The sequence below is a fragment of the Rhizobium sp. IBUN genome (genome assembly GCF_000510625.1).
In the GTDB taxonomy this organism is placed as follows: domain Bacteria; phylum Pseudomonadota; class Alphaproteobacteria; order Rhizobiales; family Rhizobiaceae; genus Rhizobium; species Rhizobium altiplani.
In genome coordinates, this window is record NZ_AZNV01000022.1 from 77,482 (window position 1) to 97,623 (window position 20,142).

Below are 20,142 nucleotides of genomic sequence, written 5' to 3' on the forward strand. Positions count from 1 at the left end.
GATACATCTTTCGCCGATAGTTTCGCTGTCATGATCCGGCGCTAACGAACTATTAACCATAATAGTGTCTTACTCGGATTGTCAGAGTTTGTGCGGTGCACGCCTTCCTTTGACCAAATTTGACGGCAAGGAAGGCGGATAAGAGCTTGGAAGCTTGACCAGGGCTTTGGGCGGCGGCCGCCAGACACTTCTTGCGAGATCACTTTGTGCCGCCCGGTCAAGTGCCGGGCGTTTGGATTCGGGGATTTTGGATCAATGGAACAAGTAGGATTGGCAGCAGCAACGGCCGACGTCAGCCTCTGGTCGCTGTTTATGCAGGCAGGTCTCGTCGTCAAGCTGGTCATGCTCGGGCTCATCGCAGCCTCGGTCTGGACCTGGGCGATCGTCATCGACAAGTATCTGGCGTATGGTCGCGCACGGCGCCAGTTCGAGAAGTTCGAGCAGGTGTTCTGGTCGGGCCAGTCGCTGGAAGAGCTCTATCGCACGCTATCGGAGCGCAACAACACCGGCCTTGCCGCGATCTTCGTTGCGGCGATGCGCGAATGGAAGAAGTCGTTCGAGCGCGGTGCGCGCTCCCCGATCGGTCTGCAGATGCGTATCGACCGCGCCATGGACGTTACGCTGGCGCGTGAATCCGAATTTCTCTCCGCCCGTCTCGGCTCGCTGGCAACGATCGGTTCGGCCGGCCCGTTCATCGGCCTCTTCGGTACGGTCGTCGGTATCATGACCTCGTTCCAGGCAATCGCCGGCTCGAAGTCGACGAACCTCGCGGTCGTTGCTCCCGGTATCGCCGAAGCGCTGCTTGCAACCGCAATCGGCCTTGTTGCCGCTATCCCGGCCGTTATCGCCTACAACAAGTTCACTGCCGACGCCGGCAAGCTTTCGGGCCGTATGGAAGGCTTCGCGGATGAATTCTCCGCCATCCTTTCGCGCCAGATCGACGAAAAACTGCAGCCGCGCCAGGCCGCGCAGTAATCGACGGGAACGGAGTCAACGATATGGGTATGGGTGCTCCAAGCGGTGGCGGTAGCGGCGGTGGTCGCGGTGGTCGTCGTCGCGGTGGCCACAGAGGTGGTGCCATCTCCGAAATCAACGTGACGCCGCTCGTCGACGTCATGCTGGTGCTTTTGATCATCTTCATGGTGGCAGCACCGATGATGACGGTCGGCGTGCCCGTCGACTTGCCGGAAACACAGGCCAAGGCGCTGAATTCCGAAACGCAGCCGATCACGATCTCGGTGAAGAACGACGGCCAGGTATTCCTGCAGGAAACACCGATCCCGGTCGAAGAGATTGCCGCGAAGCTCGAGGCGATCGCAACGACGGGCTACAATGAACGCATCTTCGTTCGCGGCGACGCGACCGCGCCCTATGGCGTGATCGCCGACGTCATGGCTCGCATCCAGGGTGCCGGCTACAAGAACATCGGCCTCGTGACGCAGCAGAAGAAGGACCAATAGCGAACGCTATGAAGGCCAGTATCGTCACATCTGCGGCTCTGCACTGTGCACTGCTTGCCTGGGCGCTGATCTCGATCGGCTCCCCGGAGCAGTTCAAGGTCGAGGATTTCGAGGCGATGCCCGTCGACCTCGTGCCCGTCGAAGAAATGACGCAGATGCAGCAGGGCGACAAGACGGCCAAGCCGAGTGAAAAGCCGGCGCCGAAGCCGACGGCCAAGCCGACCAATGTCGAAAACGCCGAGAACATGGGCGAGAACAAGGTCGACCTCAAGACGCCGCCGGTCCCGAACGCCAAGCCCAGCAATAACGAGAGCGCTGCTGCCCCCAAGGCCGTCGAAAAGCCTCTTCCTCAGAATGATCCCGTCCCCAACGAGGTGAAGGAGATAATGAAGGAGGAGACGGACGTCGAGCCGAAGCAGGTCGCGTCCATTACGCCGCCGAAGCCGGAAATCACCCCGCCGACGCCGCCAAAGCCTGAGGAAACGCCACAGGAACAGCCGGAGCCACCGAAGCCGGACGCCGAGGCGCTGCCGGACAAGGTTCCGACTCCGGTCGTGAAGCCGCAAGCCAAGCCGCCGGAACAGAAGTCGGCCGAAAAGCCCCCGGAGAAAAAGACCGAGGATCAGGCGAAGGCGGACGAAAAGCCGACGGACAAGAAGAAGGCCGACAAGAAGCAGGAGAAAGCGAAGTCCGCCTCCTCTAAGCAGAGCGACTTCAACGCCGACGATATCGCGGCGCTGCTGAACAAGCAGGACCCGTCGAATGGCGGAGCCAAAAGCTCGACCGAGGTTGCTTCGCTCGGTGCCAAGAAGGCCACCGGTGGCTCCAAGCTCTCGATGAGCGAGATGGATGCGCTGCGTAGCGCGATCGCCGGCAACTGGTCGGTTATCCCGGGGATGGAAGGTGCTAGCGACGTTCGCATCAAGGTCCACATGAAGCTGGACCCTGACGGTAACATCATCGGCTCACCCGAGGTCGAAGCGGTTGGCGGCACCAACGAGGCGACGCGCATGGCGTTGGCAAGCGGTGCCAAGCGTGCCGTGATGAAGTCGTCGCCCTTCACCAATCTCCCGAAAGACAAATATGACGCCTGGGGCGAAGTTATCGTCAACTTCGATCCCAGCGATCTAGCACTTTAAAATGCTGAAAGGCTTGTCCTCCATGACCAAGTGTTCCCTCATTCGCGCCTTGATGGTCGCCGTCGGCATGATAACCACAGCGGTTGTCGCCACGCCGGCCAACGCGCTTGTCGAAATCAACATCAACAAGGGCAATGTCGAGCCACTGCCGATCGCGATCACCGATTTCCTGCAAGGCGACATGGGCGCCCAGGTGTCGCAGGTGGTTGCCGCCGACCTTCAGCGCTCCGGCCTCTTTGCGCCGATCAACAAGAACGCCTTCATCGAGAAGATCTCCAACCCGGATGCCGCTCCGCGCTTCGAAGATTGGAAGGTCATCAATGCGCAGGCCCTCGTTACCGGTCGCGTGACGCAGGAAAGCGACGGGCGCCTGCGCGCCGAGTTCCGACTTTGGGATACTTTTGCCGGCACGCAGATGACGGGCCAGCAGTTCTACACCCAGCCTGAGAACTGGCGTCGCGTTGCCCATATTATCGCCGATGCGATCTACAAGCAGATCACCGGCGAAGAGGGCTACTTCGATACGCGCGTCGTCTTCGTATCCGAGTCCGGCACGAAGCAGGAGCGCAAGCGCCAGCTCGCCATCATGGACCAGGACGGCTACAACGTGCGCATGCTGACGAACGGCAGCGATCTCGTGCTGACGCCGCGCTTCTCGCCGAACCGCCAGGAAGTCACCTACATGTCCTTCGCCAACCAGCAGCCGCGGGTTTACCTGCTGCAACTGGAAACTGGACAGCGCGAAGTGGTCGGCAACTTTCCGGGCATGACCTTCTCGCCGCGCTTCTCGCCTGACGGACAGAAAGTCGTCATGAGCCTTCAGCAGGAAGGCAACGCAAACATCTACACGATGGATCTGCGTTCGCGCACCACGACGCGCCTGACGTCCACTGCTGCGATCGATACCTCGCCGTCCTATTCGCCTGATGGCAACCGCATCGTCTTCGAAAGCGACCGTGGCGGCCACCAGCAGATCTACGTGATGAATGCCGATGGCTCCGGCCAAACCCGTATCTCCTTCGGAGACGGCAACTACTCGACGCCGGTCTGGTCTCCGCGCGGCGATCTGATCGCCTTCACCAAGCAGTCGGGCGGCAAGTTCTCGATCGGCGTCATGAAGCCTGATGGTTCGGGTGAACGCATCCTGACGACGGGCTTCCATAACGAGGGCCCGACCTGGGCGCCGAACGGCCGCGTCATCATGTTCTTCCGCCAGGCAGCTGGTGCCGGCGGTCCGCAGCTCTACTCGATCGATCTGACGGGCTACAACGAGCAGCTCATCAAGACGCCGAACTTCGCTTCGGACCCGGCCTGGTCGCCGCTTCTCGAGTAGGAAAGCCTGTGGATGTGCCTTTTTGTCGCCGCAAAAATCCCTGATTGGGGCGACTGAGGGACAAATCAACCATTTGTTAACCATAATTCTTGAATGCCGATTAACCCAACGAGGTTACAGTCCGGCAACCTTAATCAAGTCGCAAGGAGACCGGCCATGAGCCGAATTCACACCCCGGCAATGAGCCGCATGCAGAATTTCGCCCGTAACCCCGTCATGATCGCGCTTGTCGCCGGTCTTGCCTTGGCCGGTTGCGCCAACAAGAAGAACATGGCGAACAGCGCCGGTGACCTGGGCCTCGGTGCCGGCGCCGCAACGCCCGGTTCTGCACAGGACTTCACCGTCAACGTCGGCGATCGCATCTTCTTCGACACCGACTCCACCTCGATCCGCGCGGACGCTTCCCAGACCCTCGACCGCCAGGCTCAGTGGCTTGCCCGCTATCCGAAGTACGCGATCACCATCGAAGGCCACGCCGACGAACGCGGCACGCGCGAATACAACCTTGCTCTCGGCGCTCGCCGTGCAGCGGCCACCAAGGATTACCTTGCTTCGCGCGGCGTTCCGGCACAGCGCATGAAGACGATCTCCTACGGCAAGGAACGCCCGGTTGCCGTCTGCGACGATATTTCCTGCTGGTCGCAGAACCGCCGGGCCGTTACCGTTCTCGGTGGCGCCGGCATGTAATTGCCGGGAAATATTACAATTTCGAAAGGCGGCTCCAACGCGGGCCGCCTTTTCTTTTTGAACACACTTTGGCCAGTTTCCGTTGCTTTTTGAAAGCAATTGGAAAAATCTCCTGTTCGTGCCAATGGGTGCGAAGAATCACAGGGACAGGACAAACCATATGAAGAAATTTGTCGTTGCGGGCATGCTGTGCCTCGCGGCCGTGGCCGGGGCGGGCCAATCGGCGAATGCGACGTCGCTTTTCGGGTGGCAGATCGGCGGCAAGGCTGCCAATCGGCAACCGCAGGCACCGGTTGTAAACGTGCAGGCGGGCGGCCCTGAGGTTCGCATCCAGCAGCTGGAAGAACAGCTGCGCCAGCTGAACGGCCGCATCGAAGAGATGAGCTTCCAGCTCCTGCAGATGCAGGAAACGATTCGCAAGGCGCAGGAAGACAACGAATTCCGCTTCCAGGAGCTGGAAAAGGGCGGCGGCAGTAGTGCCGGCAGCAGCTCCAAGACGATGAAAAAGAGCGAAGCCGATGTGCCTCCTCCGGCGCAGGGCCGGAGCGGTGGTGACGATGTCGCCCGCGTAATCCAAGCACCGCAGGGAGCCGAAACGGCTCCCTCGACCGACGTTCCTGCAAATGATGGTCTCGGCCAGCCGCCGAAGCAGCTCGGTTCGATGCAGTTCGACCAGAGCGGCAATCCGGTCGGAGGCTCGGTCAACGAGAATGCCACGGTCGGATCCGGCCCGGTTCCTGGCGTCGATTCCCGCCGTTCGTCGCAGACGGCCTCGCTCGGCAGCGAAGCCGACCAATACAAGGCCGCCTACGGCCACGTGCTTTCCGGGGACTATTCGACGGCCGAGCAGGAGTTCACCCAGTACATCGCTCAATACCCGAGCAGCGCCCGCGCGGCGGATGCCAATTTCTGGCTTGGCGAAGCGCTCTACTCGCAGGGCAAGTACAATGAGGCCGCCAAGACGTTCCTCGATGCTCACAAGAAGTATGGCAGCTCCGAAAAGGCGCCGGAAATGCTTCTCAAGCTGGGCATGTCGCTTGCGGCGCTCGACAATACGGAAACCGCATGCGCCACGCTGCGGGAAGTCTCGAAGCGTTACCCCAAGGCTTCGCGTGCCGTGATAACCAAGGTTGCCAGCGAGCAAAAGCGTCTCGCCTGCTAAGGCCTTCCGGTTTGCGCCCGGATAGCCCCCTCCTACCTGAGACGGCAGCGCGCCGTTTCCTTGACTCGCTGATCGGGCCCTCGCGCATCCTTGTTGCGATTTCGGGCGGAAGCGATTCAACAGGCCTGCTTTTGGCTCTTGCCGAAGCGAGCAAGGCTGTACCCAACTCGAAAATCTCTCTTTGCGCTGTTACAGTGGATCATGCACTGCGGACAGAATCGGCCGAGGAGGCGCGCCAGGTTGCTGCCCTCTGCGGGTCGCTCGATATCCCTCACGTCGTTAAAGTCTGGCAGGGCGAAAAGCCCAAGGCCGGCCTCATGGCGGCTGCGCGCGACGCCCGCTACGCGCTGCTTGCCGAAGCCGCCGAGAACTTCAACGCCGACATCGTTGTAACCGCGCATACGGCAGACGATCAGCGCGAGACGCTCGCCATGCGGTCGGAGCGCTCAGAACAGCCAAGCACCGGCATCGCCGATCTCGTGCTCTTTGATCGCCGCATTTGGGTTGCCCGACCGCTGCTTAGCTGTCGGCGAGAGGCGATCCGCGAATATCTTCGCACGAGACATGTCGGCTGGATCGACGACCCAAGCAATGATGACCCGACCTATGAACGTGTGCGGATGCGATCCCGCCTCGCCGACGAGGTGGATGCCGTCCCGGATGCGGGCGAGGCCGGTGACTGGCGCACGAGCGTCGCCGCTTCGGCGGCTAGATGGCTGGATCAGCATTTCGTTATGCATTCTCCCTTGGTCGGCCAGGTACTCCCGGCCGGACTCACCTCGGAGAGGGGCATTCTTGATTATGCGATTGCGCGCCTTGCTGCGGTTTTCGGCGGGCAGGCGTTCCCGCTCGGACGCAAGCAGACGGACGATGTGCTGGCGCTTATCAAAAGCGATCAGCCAGATCGGATGACCGCGGGCAGGGTAGTGTTTGACCTTCGGCGCGACGGGCTTTTTCTCGTTCGTGAAAACCGTGGGATCCTGCCGTTGACGCTGGCGCCGGGCACGCGCGGCGTCTGGGACAGGCGGTTCCTGGTTGAAAATGCAGCCCCGACGGATATCGGCGTCGTTGCCGGCGGAGCTGAGATGCAGAGCGACCGGCTACCGAGGGGCGTGCTCAGGCAGGCCCGGTCAGCGGCGCCATGCGTCGTCGACGCTGCTGGGTCCGAAGTTCCCTCTCGTGTTGCCGAGAAAGTCAGGATCAGTCCCTATTTCTCGCCGTTCGACCGTTTTTTGACACGATTTGACTTCATCTTTGCCGACAGGCTTGCGGCTGCCTTTGGAACGCGCCCCTATCCAAAACCGCCTTTAGGTCTTATTGACGGAAAATCTATCTAACAGTCCAGTTTTCCTTGGCATTCACCCAAGGCAATCCTATGTTAGAGACCAAATAAGACGGTCGCCATGAGGTGGCTGTTCCAGTGCTGGGGAGTTCGATGAACCCTAACTTACGTAATTTCGCCTTGTGGGCAATCATTGCGCTTCTGCTGATTGCCCTGTTCAGCATGTTCCAGACGTCGCCGGCGCAGACCAGCTCCCGCGAGATCCCTTACTCGCAGTTCCTGCGGGAAGTGGATGCGGGCCGCGTCAAGGAAGTCGTCGTCACGGGCAACCGCGTCACCGGCACCTATGTTGAAAACGGCACCACCTTCCAGACCTATACGCCTGTTGTTGACGGCAGCCTGCTCGATCGCCTCCAGCAGAAGAATGTCCTCGTTTCGGCGCGCCCGGAAACCGATGGCTCTTCGGGCTTCCTGAGCTATATCGGTACGCTGTTGCCGATGCTGTTGATACTGGGCGTCTGGCTCTTCTTCATGCGGCAGATGCAGGGAGGCTCACGCGGTGCGATGGGCTTCGGCAAATCCAAGGCCAAGCTTCTGACCGAAGCGCATGGCCGGGTGACCTTCGATGACGTCGCAGGCGTCGACGAGGCCAAGCAAGACCTTGAGGAAATTGTCGAATTCCTGCGTGATCCGCAGAAATTCCAGCGCCTCGGCGGCAAGATTCCGCGTGGCGTTCTGTTGGTTGGCCCTCCGGGCACCGGCAAGACGCTGCTCGCCCGCTCTGTTGCAGGCGAGGCCAATGTGCCGTTCTTCACGATCTCGGGCTCCGACTTCGTCGAAATGTTCGTCGGCGTCGGCGCAAGCCGTGTCCGCGACATGTTCGAACAGGCCAAGAAGAATGCGCCCTGCATCATCTTCATCGACGAAATCGACGCTGTCGGTCGCCATCGCGGCGCCGGTCTCGGCGGCGGTAACGATGAACGTGAGCAGACGCTGAACCAGTTGCTGGTCGAGATGGATGGCTTCGAAGCAAACGAGGGCATCATCCTGATCGCGGCGACGAACCGCCCTGACGTTCTCGATCCCGCACTTCTGCGTCCGGGCCGCTTCGACCGCCAAGTGGTCGTGCCGAACCCCGACATCGTCGGTCGCGAGCGTATCCTGAAGGTTCATGCTCGCAACGTTCCGCTGGCACCGAACGTCGATCTCAAGGTTCTGGCTCGCGGTACGCCCGGCTTCTCCGGCGCGGATCTGATGAACCTCGTTAACGAAGCTGCCTTGATGGCTGCGCGCCGCAACAAGCGCGTCGTGACCATGCAGGAATTCGAGGACGCCAAGGACAAGATCATGATGGGCGCCGAGCGCCGCTCTTCGGCGATGACCGAGGCTGAAAAGAAGCTCACGGCCTATCACGAAGCCGGTCACGCGATCACCGCACTCAATGTGGCGGTCGCCGATCCGCTGCACAAGGCAACCATCATCCCCCGCGGCCGTGCGCTTGGCATGGTGATGCAGCTCCCCGAGGGCGACCGCTACTCGATGAGCTACAAGTGGATGGTCTCGCGCCTCTGCATCATGATGGGCGGCCGCGTTGCTGAGGAACTGACTTTCGGCAAGGAGAACATCACATCGGGTGCATCCTCAGACATCGAGCAAGCCACCAAGCTTGCTCGTGCGATGGTCACCCAATGGGGCTTCTCCGACGAGCTCGGCCAGGTGGCCTACGGCGAAAACCAGCAGGAAGTCTTCCTCGGCCACTCTGTTTCGCAGTCGAAGAACGTCTCCGAGGCCACCGCCCAGAAGATCGACAACGAAGTTCGCCGCCTGATCGACGAGGCCTATACCCAGGCCCGCGATATCCTCACCGACAAGCATGACGAGTTCGTCGCGCTGGCCGAAGGATTGCTCGAATACGAGACGTTGACGGGCGAGGAAATCAAGGCGCTGATTCGCGGCGAAAAGCCTTCGCGCGATCTCGGCGACGACGCGCCGCCCAGCCGCGGCTCGGCCGTTCCGAAGACCGGTAGCCGACCGGTGGCTAAGGGTGACGAGCCTGAAGCCGGCCTAGAGCCGCAGCCGCATTGATTTATCTTGAGAATGCCTGAAAGGCCGGGGTCCAGTCTGGACTCCGGCCTTTCGCGTCGGTAACGCGATGTAATGGATTTTCTCGCGAATTTACGTGATGGTGACAGCGATTTATGTCATGCCGGTGACATAGGGAGGCTTCACTCGAAGCTCTTGTAACGACATTCGCCCGTGGCGACGTGATTTTTGCAAGTAATAATGCGCAGCCTGAAGGCGCGCTAAGGCACAGGGGTGCATATGAAAAGACGCTATTTCGGTACAGACGGTATTCGCGGTCAATCCAATGTGTTCCCAATGACACCCGACCTTGCGATGCGGGTCGGGATTGCAGTCGGAACGATCTTTCGCCGAGGCAACCACCGTCATCGCGTTGTCATAGGCAAGGACACCCGCCTTTCTGGTTATATGCTCGAAAACGCGATGGTCGCAGGCTTCACTGCTGCGGGCGTCGATGCCTTTGTTCTCGGTCCTATCCCGACGCCAGCCGTGGCGATGCTGACGCGGTCCTTGCGCGCCGACATCGGCGTCATGATCTCGGCGTCCCACAATCCCTACCAGGACAACGGCATCAAGCTATTCGGGCCAGATGGCTATAAGCTGTCGGACGATCTGGAATCGCAGATCGAGGATCTGCTCGAAAAGGATCTCTCGACGCAGCTTGCCAAGGCCGACGACATCGGCCGCGCCAAGCGTGTTGACGGCGTGCACGACCGCTATATCGAGCATGCCAAGCGCACGCTGCCGCGTGACGTCACGCTACAAGGCTTAAGGATCGCGATCGACTGCGCAAACGGAGCCGCCTACAAGGTGGCGCCCGCTGTTCTCTGGGAACTCGGCGCCGACGTCGTGACCATCGGCAACGAGCCGAACGGCACGAACATCAATCTCAATTGCGGCTCGACCAGCCCGGTTGCTCTGCAGAAGAAGGTCGATGAAGTCCGTGCCGATATCGGCATTGCGCTCGACGGCGACGCCGATCGCGTGATCATCATCGATGAGAACGGCGCTGTTGTGGACGGCGACCAGCTGATGGCTGTCATTGCCGAGAGCTTTGCCGAAAGCCAGCAGCTTCGCGGCGGCGGTATCGTTGCGACGGTGATGTCGAATCTCGGGCTGGAGCGCTTCCTCGAGGATAAGGGCCTCGGCCTCGTACGCACGATGGTCGGTGACCGCTATGTCGTCGAGCACATGCGCCAGCACAGCTACAACGTCGGTGGCGAGCAGTCCGGTCACATCGTGCTGTCGGACTACGGTACGACGGGCGACGGTCTGGTGGCCGCATTGCAGATCCTTGCTGCGGTCAAGCGGACCGGCAAGACGGTGAGCGAAGTTTGCCGCCGCTTCGAGCCAGTGCCGCAGCTCCTTCGCAATGTGCGCATTTCCGGCGGCAAGCCGCTTGAAGACGCCCGTGTGCGGAAGGCAATCGCCGATGCAGAAGCCGAGCTCGGTCATAGCGGCCGCCTTGTTATCCGCCCGTCCGGCACCGAACCGCTGATCCGGGTCATGGCTGAAGGCGATGACCGCGGCCAGATCGAACGCATCGTCAATGATCTGGTTGGTATAATCGGTGGTGCGCGCGACGCCGCGTGACGTCCGTATTTGTGAACATGGCGGGCATTGTTTCGGCGTCCGGCCATGTGCGCAAGATCATGCTAAAGATTTTCTGAATTTAATCTGACATTAACTCTAATTTGTAAGACTCCGGATGAATAAAAGCCGGGCGTGGTCGAATGACGCACGCCCGGGCATCGATTGTTTCTGGAGCATACTATGAAGAGATTTTTGATTGCCCTGGCTGCGGCGTTGACGGCAGGTGGCCCGGTTCTCGCTGCCGATCTTTATGTCGATCCGGCTCCTCCGCCCCCTCCCGCCTTCGGCGGATGGTACCTGCGCGGGGACTTGGGCATGACTAACCAGCGTCTTGGCAGTATGCAGCACGAATTGTTTGACGACGTGGAACTCCACGAATTTCCGGATGAGGGCTCATTTGACAGTGGCCTGCTCGGTGGGTTGGGCGTCGGTTATCAATTCAACCAGTGGCTCCGCGGCGATGCGATCGTTCAGTATCGCGGCAAGACCGATTTTTCCGCGCTCGATCGTTACGGTCATACCGATGCGACGGGACCCGTCTGGGATGGTACAAATGACTACGATGCTGCCAAATCGGAATGGCTGTTGATGGCCAATGCCTATGTCGACATCGGCACATGGGAAGGCATTACGCCTTATGTCGGCGCCGGCATCGGTGCCTCACGCAACACGATCTCTCGGTTCAGGGACGTCAACGTCCCGACCCAAGGCGTTGCTTATGGTGACAGTGAATCCACTTGGAACTTTGCTTGGGCGCTCCATGCCGGCATCGGCTATCAAGTGACAGATCGCCTCACCGTCGATTTTGGCTATAGCTACGTCGATCTTGGCGACGCAAAAACCGGCCCGCTCCGTTCCTACGACAACACGGTGAACACCGGCCCGATGCACTTCGACAACATTACCTCGCACGATTTCAAACTCGGCCTGCGCTATTCGCTGCAATAGCCGACACCCCATTGTTGCGAGCGCCTCGACTTCAAGGCCGCCGTCAGGTCGGCCTTTTTCGTTTCTCCCCGTCCCCGATCGAAGTTAACAAACATAGTTAACCGCGCGTTAGCATCTGGTTGGAATAATGCCCGGATGGTCAGTCATGCGGGCATTTCTCTGCCCGGTCGGGAATTGCAATGAAATCGTCCACCATCATCCGCGCCACGGCGGCAAGCTTCGCTCTGTTCGGCCGTCCGGCGATGGCGGAGGAACCCCCGATTACGCAGGCACCCGAGGTCACCATTGCCGGCGATGCATCGGCACGGGGCTGGTATCTTCGCGGTGATCTTGGCTATGCGCCGTGGACAGGAAACGAAGCGCCGGCCTACCGCTTTACTGACGCCGGGGGCGCCACTGCTGGCGGCGAATTCGATCCGGCACGTTTTTCCAGGCCGATTTCAGGCGGTGCCGGTATCGGCTATCAATTCACCGACATCTGGCGCGCCGACTTCACGGGCGACTTTTTCAAAAGCAAGTTCACCGGAACAGCCCGCACCGATTTGCCTTGTGCTGCATCCGCAGCCGTCGGAACCGGCTGCGCCTTCGGTGCGCGCGGCGATCTTCGGGCCTATGGCGTGATGGCGAACGGCTATGCCGACCTCGCGACGATTGCCGGTTTCACCCCTTATGTCGGTGCCGGGATCGGGGCGACCAATGTAAAATGGGGGAACGTGCATGCGCAACCCGCGTGCACGGATGGTGCTTCGACCTGCTCGGGAGCGGCGTTCTCCCAGCAAGAACTCAATGGCGAAAGCAGCTGGCGCTTCACTTATGCGCTGATGGCCGGCCTCAGCTATGAGGTTACGGATACCATTAAGATCGATGTCGGCTACCGCTTCTCCGACATTGCCGGCAGCAGCATGTTTACGGGTCCTTCGGGATCAAGCGGTCGCGACGACGGACTGACGCGATACGAAATCCGTGTCGGCTTGCGGATCGCCGGCTGGTAAGTCCGCGGCGCAATGACGCGCATACGCTAAAAATCTCTCTCCTAGCGACAGCGGCTGCTTGACTTCGATCCCACCGCCCTATAACGACGGCGGCGGGACACTCCTCCCCAACGAGGAGCTATCTATCTGGAAGGATAGCACATGGCGAAGACCGCAAAGCCGGACGTACGTCCGAACAATACTCATTTTTCTTCTGGCCCTTGCTCGAAGCGCCCCGGTTGGTCGCTCGAAGCCCTTTCCGATGCGGCTCTTGGCCGTTCGCACCGCGCGAAGATCGGAAAGACGAAGCTCAAGCAGGCCATTGATCTCACCCGTGACGTTCTGGAAGTGCCGGCGGATTACCGCATCGGTATCGTTCCCGCATCCGACACTGGCGCCGTTGAAATGGCCCTCTGGTCGTTGCTCGGTGAGCGCGGCGTCGACATGGTCGCCTGGGAAAGCTTCGGCGCTGGTTGGGTTACCGACGTCGTCAAGCAGCTGAAACTGAAAGACGTCCGCAAGATCGAAGCTGGCTACGGCGAGCTGCCGGATCTTTCCACCATCGATTTCGACCGCGACGTGGTCTTCACCTGGAACGGCACCACCTCCGGTGTTCGCGTTCCGAACGCCGATTTCATTCCGGCTGATCGCAAGGGTCTGACGATCTGCGACGCCACCTCGGCCGCTTTCGCACAGAATCTCGACTTCGCCAAGCTCGATGTAGTCACCTTCTCCTGGCAGAAGGTTCTGGGCGGCGAGGGCGCACATGGCGTCATCATCCTGTCTCCGCGCGCTGTCGAGCGTCTGCTCACCTACGCGCCGGCCTGGCCACTGCCGAAGATCTTCCGCATGACTTCGGGCGGCAAGCTGATCGAAGGCATCTTCAGCGGCGAGACCATCAACACGCCGTCCATGCTCTGCGTCGAGGACTATATCGATGCACTGCTCTGGTCGAAGGAAGTCGGCGGCCTCAAGGCCCTGATGGCCCGCGCCGATGCCAACGCCAAGGTAATTGCGGACTTCGTTACTGCCAACGACTGGATCGCCAACCTGGCGGTGAAGCCGGAGACGGCATCCAACACGTCCGTCTGCCTGAAGATCGTCGACAAGGACGTTCTGGCGCTCGACGCCGATGGTCAGGCGAACTTCGCCAAGGGCGTCGTCAGCCTGCTCGACAAGGAAGGTGTCGCCTATGATATCGGCCACTATCGCGATGCACCGTCGGGCCTGCGCATCTGGGCAGGTGCCACGATCGAGACTGCCGACATGCAGAAGCTGATGCCGTGGCTCTCCTGGGCGTTCGCGACCCAGAAGGCGACGCTTTCCCAGGCTGCTGCCTGAGCTGATAGCATCCGGCTCCGCCGAACGGGCGGAGCCTCGCATCCCTGATTTCATCCATCGCTGAACTTTTTGAAGGAAGCCCCGCAATGGCACCTCGCGTTCTCGTATCCGACGAACTGTCGGAAACCGCTGTCCAGATCTTCCGTGATCGTGGCGTCGAAGTCGATTTCCAGCCGCAGCTCGGCAAGGACAAGGACAAGCTCGCCGAAATCATCGGCAACTACGATGGTCTCGCCATCCGCTCCGCCACCAAGGCGACGGAAAAGCTGATCGCCGCTGCGACCAATCTCAAGGTCATCGGTCGCGCCGGCATCGGCGTCGATAACGTCGATATCCCGGCCGCCTCCAAGCGAGGCATCATCGTCATGAACACGCCGTTCGGCAACTCTATCACCACGGCCGAGCATGCCATTGCGCTGATGTTCGCCGTTGCCCGCCAACTGCCCCAGGCCGATGCCTCGACGCAGGCCGGCAAGTGGGAAAAGTCGAAGTTCATGGGTGTCGAAATCACCGGCAAGATGCTCGGCGTCATCGGCGCCGGAAACATCGGCGGCATCGTCTGCAAGAAGGCTATCGGCCTCGGCATGCATGTTCTGGCCTACGATCCCTTCCTGTCGGCCGAGCGCGCGCAGGAAATGGGCGTCACCAAGGTTGAGCTCGACGAGCTGCTGGCCAAGGCCGACTTCATCACGCTGCACGTTCCGATGACCGACAAGACCCGCGGTATCCTCGGCAAGGAAAACCTCGCCAAGACGAAGCCCGGCGTTCGCATCATCAACTGCGCCCGTGGTGGCCTGGTTGACGAAGCAGCGCTCGCAGAAGCCATCAAGTCCGGCCACGTCGCCGGCGCCGGCTTCGACGTCTTCGAGGTCGAGCCCGCCAAGGAGAGCCCGCTGTTCGGCCTGCCGAACGTCGTCTGCACGCCGCACCTGGGTGCGTCGACCACGGAAGCACAGGAAAACGTCGCCCTTCAGGTCGCCGAGCAGATGTCGGATTACCTCGTCAAGGGTGCGGTCTCCAACGCCATCAACATGCCGTCGATCACTGCTGAAGAAGCACCGATCCTGAAGCCGTTTATCCGGCTTGCCGACGTTCTCGGTGCTTTTGTCGGCCAGGTGTCGGAAGATCCGATCAAGGAAATCGAGATCCTGTACGATGGCGCGACGGCCACGATGAACACCAAGGCGCTGACCTCGGCTTTGCTCGCCGGCCTCATTCGCAACCAGGTCGCCGACGTCAACATGGTTTCGGCGCCGATCATGATCAAGGAAAAGGGCATCGTGCTATCCGAGGTCAAGCGTGACAAAACCGGCGTCTACGACGGCTACATCAAGCTTACCGTCAAGACCGACACGATGACGCGTTCGATCGCCGGCACGGTCTTCTCTGACGGCAAGCCGCGCTTCATCCAGATCAAGGGCATCAACCTTGATGCCGATGTCGGTTCGCACATGGTCTACATCGCCAACACCGACGTACCCGGCATGATCGGCTTCATCGGTACGACGCTAGGCGCCGCTGGCGTCAACATTGCGAACTTCCAGCTCGGCCGCGACAAGCAGGGGGGCGATGCTATCGCGCTGCTTTACGTCGATGGTCCGATTGGCGATGAGGTTCTGGCCAAGCTGACAGCACACTCGGCGATCCGCCAGGCAAAGCCGCTGGTGTTCTCAGTCGATTGAGTTTTGCTCCCCAGGCAATGAGAAAACCCGGCGTGGGAACCTGCGCCGGGTTTTCTCGTTTTGTCTTTCGGTCGACCACGTTGATCCCTGTCAGGGGCGACCATCGGTCTCTTTCTACGGTTGTTGAACAACCAATTTGGGAGCTTTCATGACAAAGTCAGTCGTCGCTATCGCCCTTGCGCTCGCCTCACTCATCAGCCTGTCAGCTTGCGCAAACACGGCGAACGGTCTTGCCAAGGACGGCAGGGAAGCGGGCAATGCGCTGGATGTCAGCACGCATCGCATCCTCAAGGCCGGCGCGAACTAAGTCGAGCGGCCGGCCTTTATGTTTGCAGGTTAAACCCGCCTGAGCAAGCGGGCTCGCGGCTACTGCGGGTTCGCTGGAGCCGGAGCGGCTGGCGCCGGGGCGGCCGGAGTCTCGGTAGCCGGGGCAGCAGGAGCTGGAGCGGCAGGAGTCTCAGCTGCTGGCGGTGTCGCGGGTGCAGTCGATGCAGGTGGCGGTGACGCCGGCTCGGAAGTGGTCGGAGCCGGTGCGTTCGGTGCCGTCGCGGTCGAACCGGTTTGTGTTCTCGGCCAATAAGTGGCTGCTAATGCTACGATAACGACAATGGCTGCCAAAACAATCCACAGCGTCCTGCTCTTGGACGCCGAGGTATTCGGGTTTGGTCTGTTGAAGTCATTCGTCATGTTACTCCTCCTCTCAACGTTAACGCCCCAGCGAGCGAAATGTTCCCACTGCGTGCAAATTGCGCAGCGAGACTAACGCAGAGGTTTTGTACCTGACCCAGTGCCTTTGAAAATCGTAGGCGTATGAAGGGCGGGCGAAGCGCAAATTTTACCGTAACGTACTTCTAATTTGCGTTCTTTCGTGGCTCGCTTCGGACCGCTGCCCAGGCCGTTGCCCAGGACTAGGCAGCCTTGGCGCGCGGTTCTTTTCGGAGTTGGAGGCTGGTGAGAACGGGTATCGTGGCAGTCTCCGTTGCAGCGTTTGCGACTGGCATACGTGGGTGGGTGCGCACTGCGGGCCGCCATATCCGGGGCGCGCTTATCGCTTTCTCGGCCTTCAGTGGAACTGCAGTCGGCTGCGCCTATGTCTATGGGCAGGTTCCGCAGCAGACCGACAGGCAAGATTTCCCTCAGCGCGAACTTGTTATCGGCACCAAGCAGGCACCGCCATTTGCGATGAAGGATGCCGATGGCAATTGGAGCGGCATTTCCATTGAGCTCTGGCGCGAGGTCGCGCAGAAGCTAGGGCTGCAGTTTCGCCTCGCCGAAGAGCCCGATGTTCAAAAACTCATCGAAGCCACATCGCGGGGCGACTACGATGTTTCCGTCGCAGCGATCACCATCACGGCCGACCGCGAACGCCGCGTGGATTTCAGTCAGCCCTTCTACGATACCGGCCTGGGGATCGCTGTGTCAGTCAACAGCGTGTCGGTGTGGCGCGAAATCACCCGGACAATGATCTCAGCGGGATTCCTGCAGGCGGCGGGAGCGCTGATCGGTATCTCCCTGCTGGTCGGCGCACTGGTGTGGCTGTTCGAGCGGCGCCACAACGACGACTTCGGCGGACCGGTCGGACGCGGTTTGGGAGCGAGCATCTGGTGGTCCGCGGAGGCCATGACGCAGGCAAGCACCGGGCATCGCGGGCCGATCACCGTTGCGGGGAGGGCGCTTGCGATCATCTGGATGGTGGTATCGATCATCACGATCGCCGTGTTCACCGCCAGCGTCACTTCCGCACTGACGACGAGGCAGATGCGCGGGCTGGTCAATGGCGTGGAGGATCTGCCGGGCGTGCGCGTTGGCACGCTTGCCAATTCGGCGACCATCGGCTTCCTGGACGGCGAGCGCATCAAGCACCGCACATTTGCCCAGGTTGCCGACGGGCTGAAGGCGCTCGAAACAGGATCGATCGATGCCTTCGTCTACGACAAGCCGCTTTTAGCGTGGACTGTGGAGCAGCATTTCTCCAGCAGCGTGCAAGTCCTGGATGTCGATTTCGAGCCCCAAAGCTACGGGCTCGCCATGCCGCTCGGCAGACCGTATCGAAAGGCAATCGACGTCGCCGTCCTTCAGGCGATTCACGATCCGCGTTGGAAACGAACGATCTTTCAGTACCTCGGAGAAAAACGATGAGCGAAAGAGCGGTGCCTGCTTAACCCCTTACCTGGCCGGCTTCAGCAGTCTCAGCGCATTGATGGTGACCAGCACCGTTGCGCCGGTATCGGCCAGGATCGCCGGCCAGAGGCCAGTGATGCCTGCGATGGTGGTCACGAGAAATGCCGCCTTCAGGCCGAGCGCGATGGTGATGTTTTGGACGATGTTGCGCATGGTGCGCTTGGAGAGCGCGATCATCGCCGCAACGTCGCTGACGCGACCATGCAGGATCGCGGCATCGGCAGTTTCGAGCGCCACATCGGTGCCGCCGCCCATGGCGATACCGACATCGGCGGTCGCAAGGGCAGGGGCGTCGTTGATGCCGTCGCCAACCTTGGCAACGATCAGGCCGCCGCGCTTCAGCTCGGTCACGATGCGTTGCTTGTCCTCCGGCATCAGTTCGGCGCGTACCTCGATGCCGAGCTGTGTGCCAATCGCTTTTGCGGTACGGTGATTGTCACCCGTTAGCATGACAGTCTTGATGCCTGCCTCGGTCAATCTCTCAAGGCCGGGCTCGGCGTCATCGCGCGGTTCGTCACGCATGGCGATGGCTCCTGCCAGCGTGTCGCCGACGATTAGTACCGAAACTGTTTTTCCATCGTCGTTGAGCGCCGTGATGCGCGCGACCTGATCCGATGAAAGAGGGATTTGTTCGCTGGCGGCTTTGGGAGATCCGAAGAATACGGGTTGGCCCTCGACGGTCCCGGTGATGCCTTTTCCTCCCAGAGCCTTGGCGTTGCTTGCTGCGGGGAGGGTGATCTCGGCGGCGGTTGCTCGCGCCAGGATTGCAAGCGCCAGCGGATGGCTGGATCCTGTCTCAAGGGCAGCGGCATATTTCAGGACTTCGCCTTCGTCCTTTCCAAACGCGATCACATCGGTCACCTGCGGCTTGCCTTCCGTCAGCGTGCCTGTTTTGTCGAATGCTACGGCAGTGACTTTGCCGAGGGTCTCGAGAACCGCGCCGCCTTTCAGCAGCAGACCGCGGCGCGCTCCAGAAGAAAGCGAGGCGGCAATCGCGGCCGGGGTCGAGATCACGAGGGCACAGGGGCAGCCGATCAGCAATATGGCGAGGCCCTTGTAGATCCATTCGTTCCAGGCGCTGCCGGCAAGAAGCGGCGGCAGGATCGCGACAAGGGCGGCAACCACGACGACGCCGGGCGTATAGTAACGAGAGAAACGGTCGATGAAGCGCTCCGTCGGCGCCTTTGATTCCTGCGCCGCTTCGACCAGCCGGACGACACGCGCAATCGTGTTGTCCGCCGCCGCTGCCGTCACCTTGACCCGAAGAGCCGCGTCGCCGTTGACGGTACCTGCAAAAACGGTGTCGCCCACGCCTTTTTGCACGGGCGTACTTTCGCCGGTGACCGGCGCTTCGTCGATTGCACTTTCGCCGGACAGGATGGTGCCATCCGCCGCGATGCGGTCGCCCGGACGAACCAGAATCGTCGAACCGACGGCGAGGCTCTCGGCGGGCACTTCCCGGGTCTTGCCATCCTCTTCGAGGAAGGCGCGTTTCGGGACCAGGGTCGCCAGCGACTGGATGCTCGCGCGTGCCTTGCCGGCGGCGATGCCTTCCAGCAGTTCGCCAACCAGAAACAGGAAGACCACGGCGGCGGCTTCCTCGCTGGCCTGGATGATCACCGCGCCAACCGCCGCGATCGTCATCAGCATCTCGATCGAAAAGGGCGTGCCAGCGAAGGCAGCGACGATTGCGCGTCGGGCGATTGGAACAAGGCCGACGAGCACTGCCATGATGAACGCGTAGGGCGCAATTGCCGGCACGAGGTGGCCGATGACGTAAGCTATAACGAGGGCTGCGCCGGCAAAGATTGTCAGCCGGCCCTTCTTGCTGTGCCACCAAGGTCCGGCCATAGGGGCCTCGTGACCGTGGAGCCCGTCCAGCGCGTCAGGCACTCTTTCCGCTACATGCTCATGACCTGCGTGATTATGCCCCGCGTGGTCGTGATTACTGTGGTCATGGTCATGGTGGGAATGGTCTGCCGGCTGTGTATCCACTGGCATCCTTCCGGTCACCTGCGAGACGGAATAGCCAAGGCTCGTCACTTTCTTTTCGATGGCGACAAGATCGCTGCTGCCGTCGTGGCGTACAGTCATCGTCCCCGCGGTCACGGAGATAGAAACGTCTTCGACACCTGGGATGCGTCGGACGGCGGTGTCAATCTTGGCTGCGCAGCTGGCGCAATCCAAGCCACCAACCCTGTAACGTTTCTCGACAGTTTCACCCATGATCCGCTTCCTTGTCAGACAGAAGCATCCTCCCTACATCCTCTAGCGACTAGAG

Annotated in this window: 16 protein-coding genes; 15 read left to right on the forward strand and 1 reads right to left on the reverse strand. The window is 60.8% G+C overall.

What is annotated here, in order from left to right:
* The first annotated feature begins 255 nt into the window (after window positions 1–255).
* The 15 genes from tolQ (at window position 256) to RHIBUN_RS0120005 (ending at window position 17,819) form a co-directional block, all read left to right on the forward strand.
* Complete coding sequence (tolQ, locus tag RHIBUN_RS0119925) at window positions 256–975, forward strand: protein TolQ (protein WP_016557208.1); 720 nt, start codon at window positions 256–258, stop codon at window positions 973–975.
* A gap of 29 nt (window positions 976–1,004) precedes the next feature.
* The gene (tolR, locus tag RHIBUN_RS0119930) at window positions 1,005–1,460 is read left to right on the forward strand and encodes a protein TolR (protein WP_025660914.1); all 456 of its coding nucleotides are present in this window, start codon (window positions 1,005–1,007) and stop codon (window positions 1,458–1,460) included.
* Window positions 1,461–1,468: 8 nt separating this feature from the next.
* Entirely contained in the window at window positions 1,469–2,599 is a 1,131-nt protein-coding gene (locus RHIBUN_RS0119935; protein WP_025660915.1) for a cell envelope integrity protein TolA, read from the forward strand.
* A 22-nt stretch (window positions 2,600–2,621) separates the two neighbouring features.
* The gene (gene tolB, locus RHIBUN_RS0119940; protein WP_018859210.1) at window positions 2,622–3,932 is read left to right on the forward strand and encodes a Tol-Pal system beta propeller repeat protein TolB; all 1,311 of its coding nucleotides are present in this window, start codon (window positions 2,622–2,624) and stop codon (window positions 3,930–3,932) included.
* Between the two features lie 156 nt (window positions 3,933–4,088).
* Complete coding sequence (gene pal / locus RHIBUN_RS0119945) at window positions 4,089–4,619, forward strand: peptidoglycan-associated lipoprotein Pal (protein WP_007802639.1); 531 nt, start codon at window positions 4,089–4,091, stop codon at window positions 4,617–4,619.
* Between the two features lie 160 nt (window positions 4,620–4,779).
* A complete protein-coding gene (gene ybgF, locus RHIBUN_RS0119950) occupies window positions 4,780–5,781 on the forward strand; it encodes a tol-pal system protein YbgF (RefSeq protein WP_025660916.1) in 1,002 nt (333 codons plus the stop codon).
* An 11-nt stretch (window positions 5,782–5,792) separates the two neighbouring features.
* The gene (tilS, locus tag RHIBUN_RS0119955) at window positions 5,793–7,118 is read left to right on the forward strand and encodes a tRNA lysidine(34) synthetase TilS (RefSeq protein WP_025660917.1); all 1,326 of its coding nucleotides are present in this window, start codon (window positions 5,793–5,795) and stop codon (window positions 7,116–7,118) included.
* 98 nt (window positions 7,119–7,216) lie between these two features.
* Window positions 7,217–9,148, forward strand: a complete 1,932-nt coding sequence (gene ftsH / locus RHIBUN_RS0119960) for an ATP-dependent zinc metalloprotease FtsH (RefSeq protein WP_025660918.1) — start codon at window positions 7,217–7,219, stop codon at window positions 9,146–9,148.
* A gap of 237 nt (window positions 9,149–9,385) precedes the next feature.
* Window positions 9,386–10,738, forward strand: coding sequence for a phosphoglucosamine mutase (gene glmM / locus RHIBUN_RS0119965; protein ID WP_018859215.1), 1,353 nt, complete (start codon window positions 9,386–9,388; stop codon window positions 10,736–10,738).
* Between the two features lie 180 nt (window positions 10,739–10,918).
* A complete protein-coding gene (locus RHIBUN_RS0119970; protein WP_018859216.1) occupies window positions 10,919–11,686 on the forward strand; it encodes an outer membrane protein in 768 nt (255 codons plus the stop codon).
* A gap of 179 nt (window positions 11,687–11,865) precedes the next feature.
* Window positions 11,866–12,678: an outer membrane protein gene (locus tag RHIBUN_RS0119975; RefSeq protein ID WP_025660919.1), complete on the forward strand. Its 813-nt coding sequence runs from the start codon at window positions 11,866–11,868 to the stop codon at window positions 12,676–12,678.
* Window positions 12,679–12,819: 141 nt separating this feature from the next.
* Complete coding sequence (locus RHIBUN_RS0119980; RefSeq protein ID WP_025660920.1) at window positions 12,820–13,998, forward strand: phosphoserine transaminase; 1,179 nt, start codon at window positions 12,820–12,822, stop codon at window positions 13,996–13,998.
* 86 nt (window positions 13,999–14,084) lie between these two features.
* Entirely contained in the window at window positions 14,085–15,680 is a 1,596-nt protein-coding gene (gene serA, locus RHIBUN_RS0119985; RefSeq protein ID WP_018859219.1) for a phosphoglycerate dehydrogenase, read from the forward strand.
* Between the two features lie 148 nt (window positions 15,681–15,828).
* Window positions 15,829–15,987: a hypothetical protein gene (locus RHIBUN_RS0119990; RefSeq protein WP_025660921.1), complete on the forward strand. Its 159-nt coding sequence runs from the start codon at window positions 15,829–15,831 to the stop codon at window positions 15,985–15,987.
* Window positions 15,988–16,631: 644 nt separating this feature from the next.
* Window positions 16,632–17,819, forward strand: coding sequence for a transporter substrate-binding domain-containing protein (locus RHIBUN_RS0120005; protein ID WP_245268003.1), 1,188 nt, complete (start codon window positions 16,632–16,634; stop codon window positions 17,817–17,819).
* Window positions 17,820–17,846: 27 nt separating this feature from the next.
* Here the strand turns inward: RHIBUN_RS0120005 and RHIBUN_RS0120010 are convergent, their stop codons facing one another.
* Window positions 17,847–20,087, reverse strand: a complete 2,241-nt coding sequence (locus RHIBUN_RS0120010) for a heavy metal translocating P-type ATPase (RefSeq protein WP_025660922.1) — start codon at window positions 20,085–20,087, stop codon at window positions 17,847–17,849.
* Window positions 20,088–20,142 lie beyond the last annotated feature (55 nt).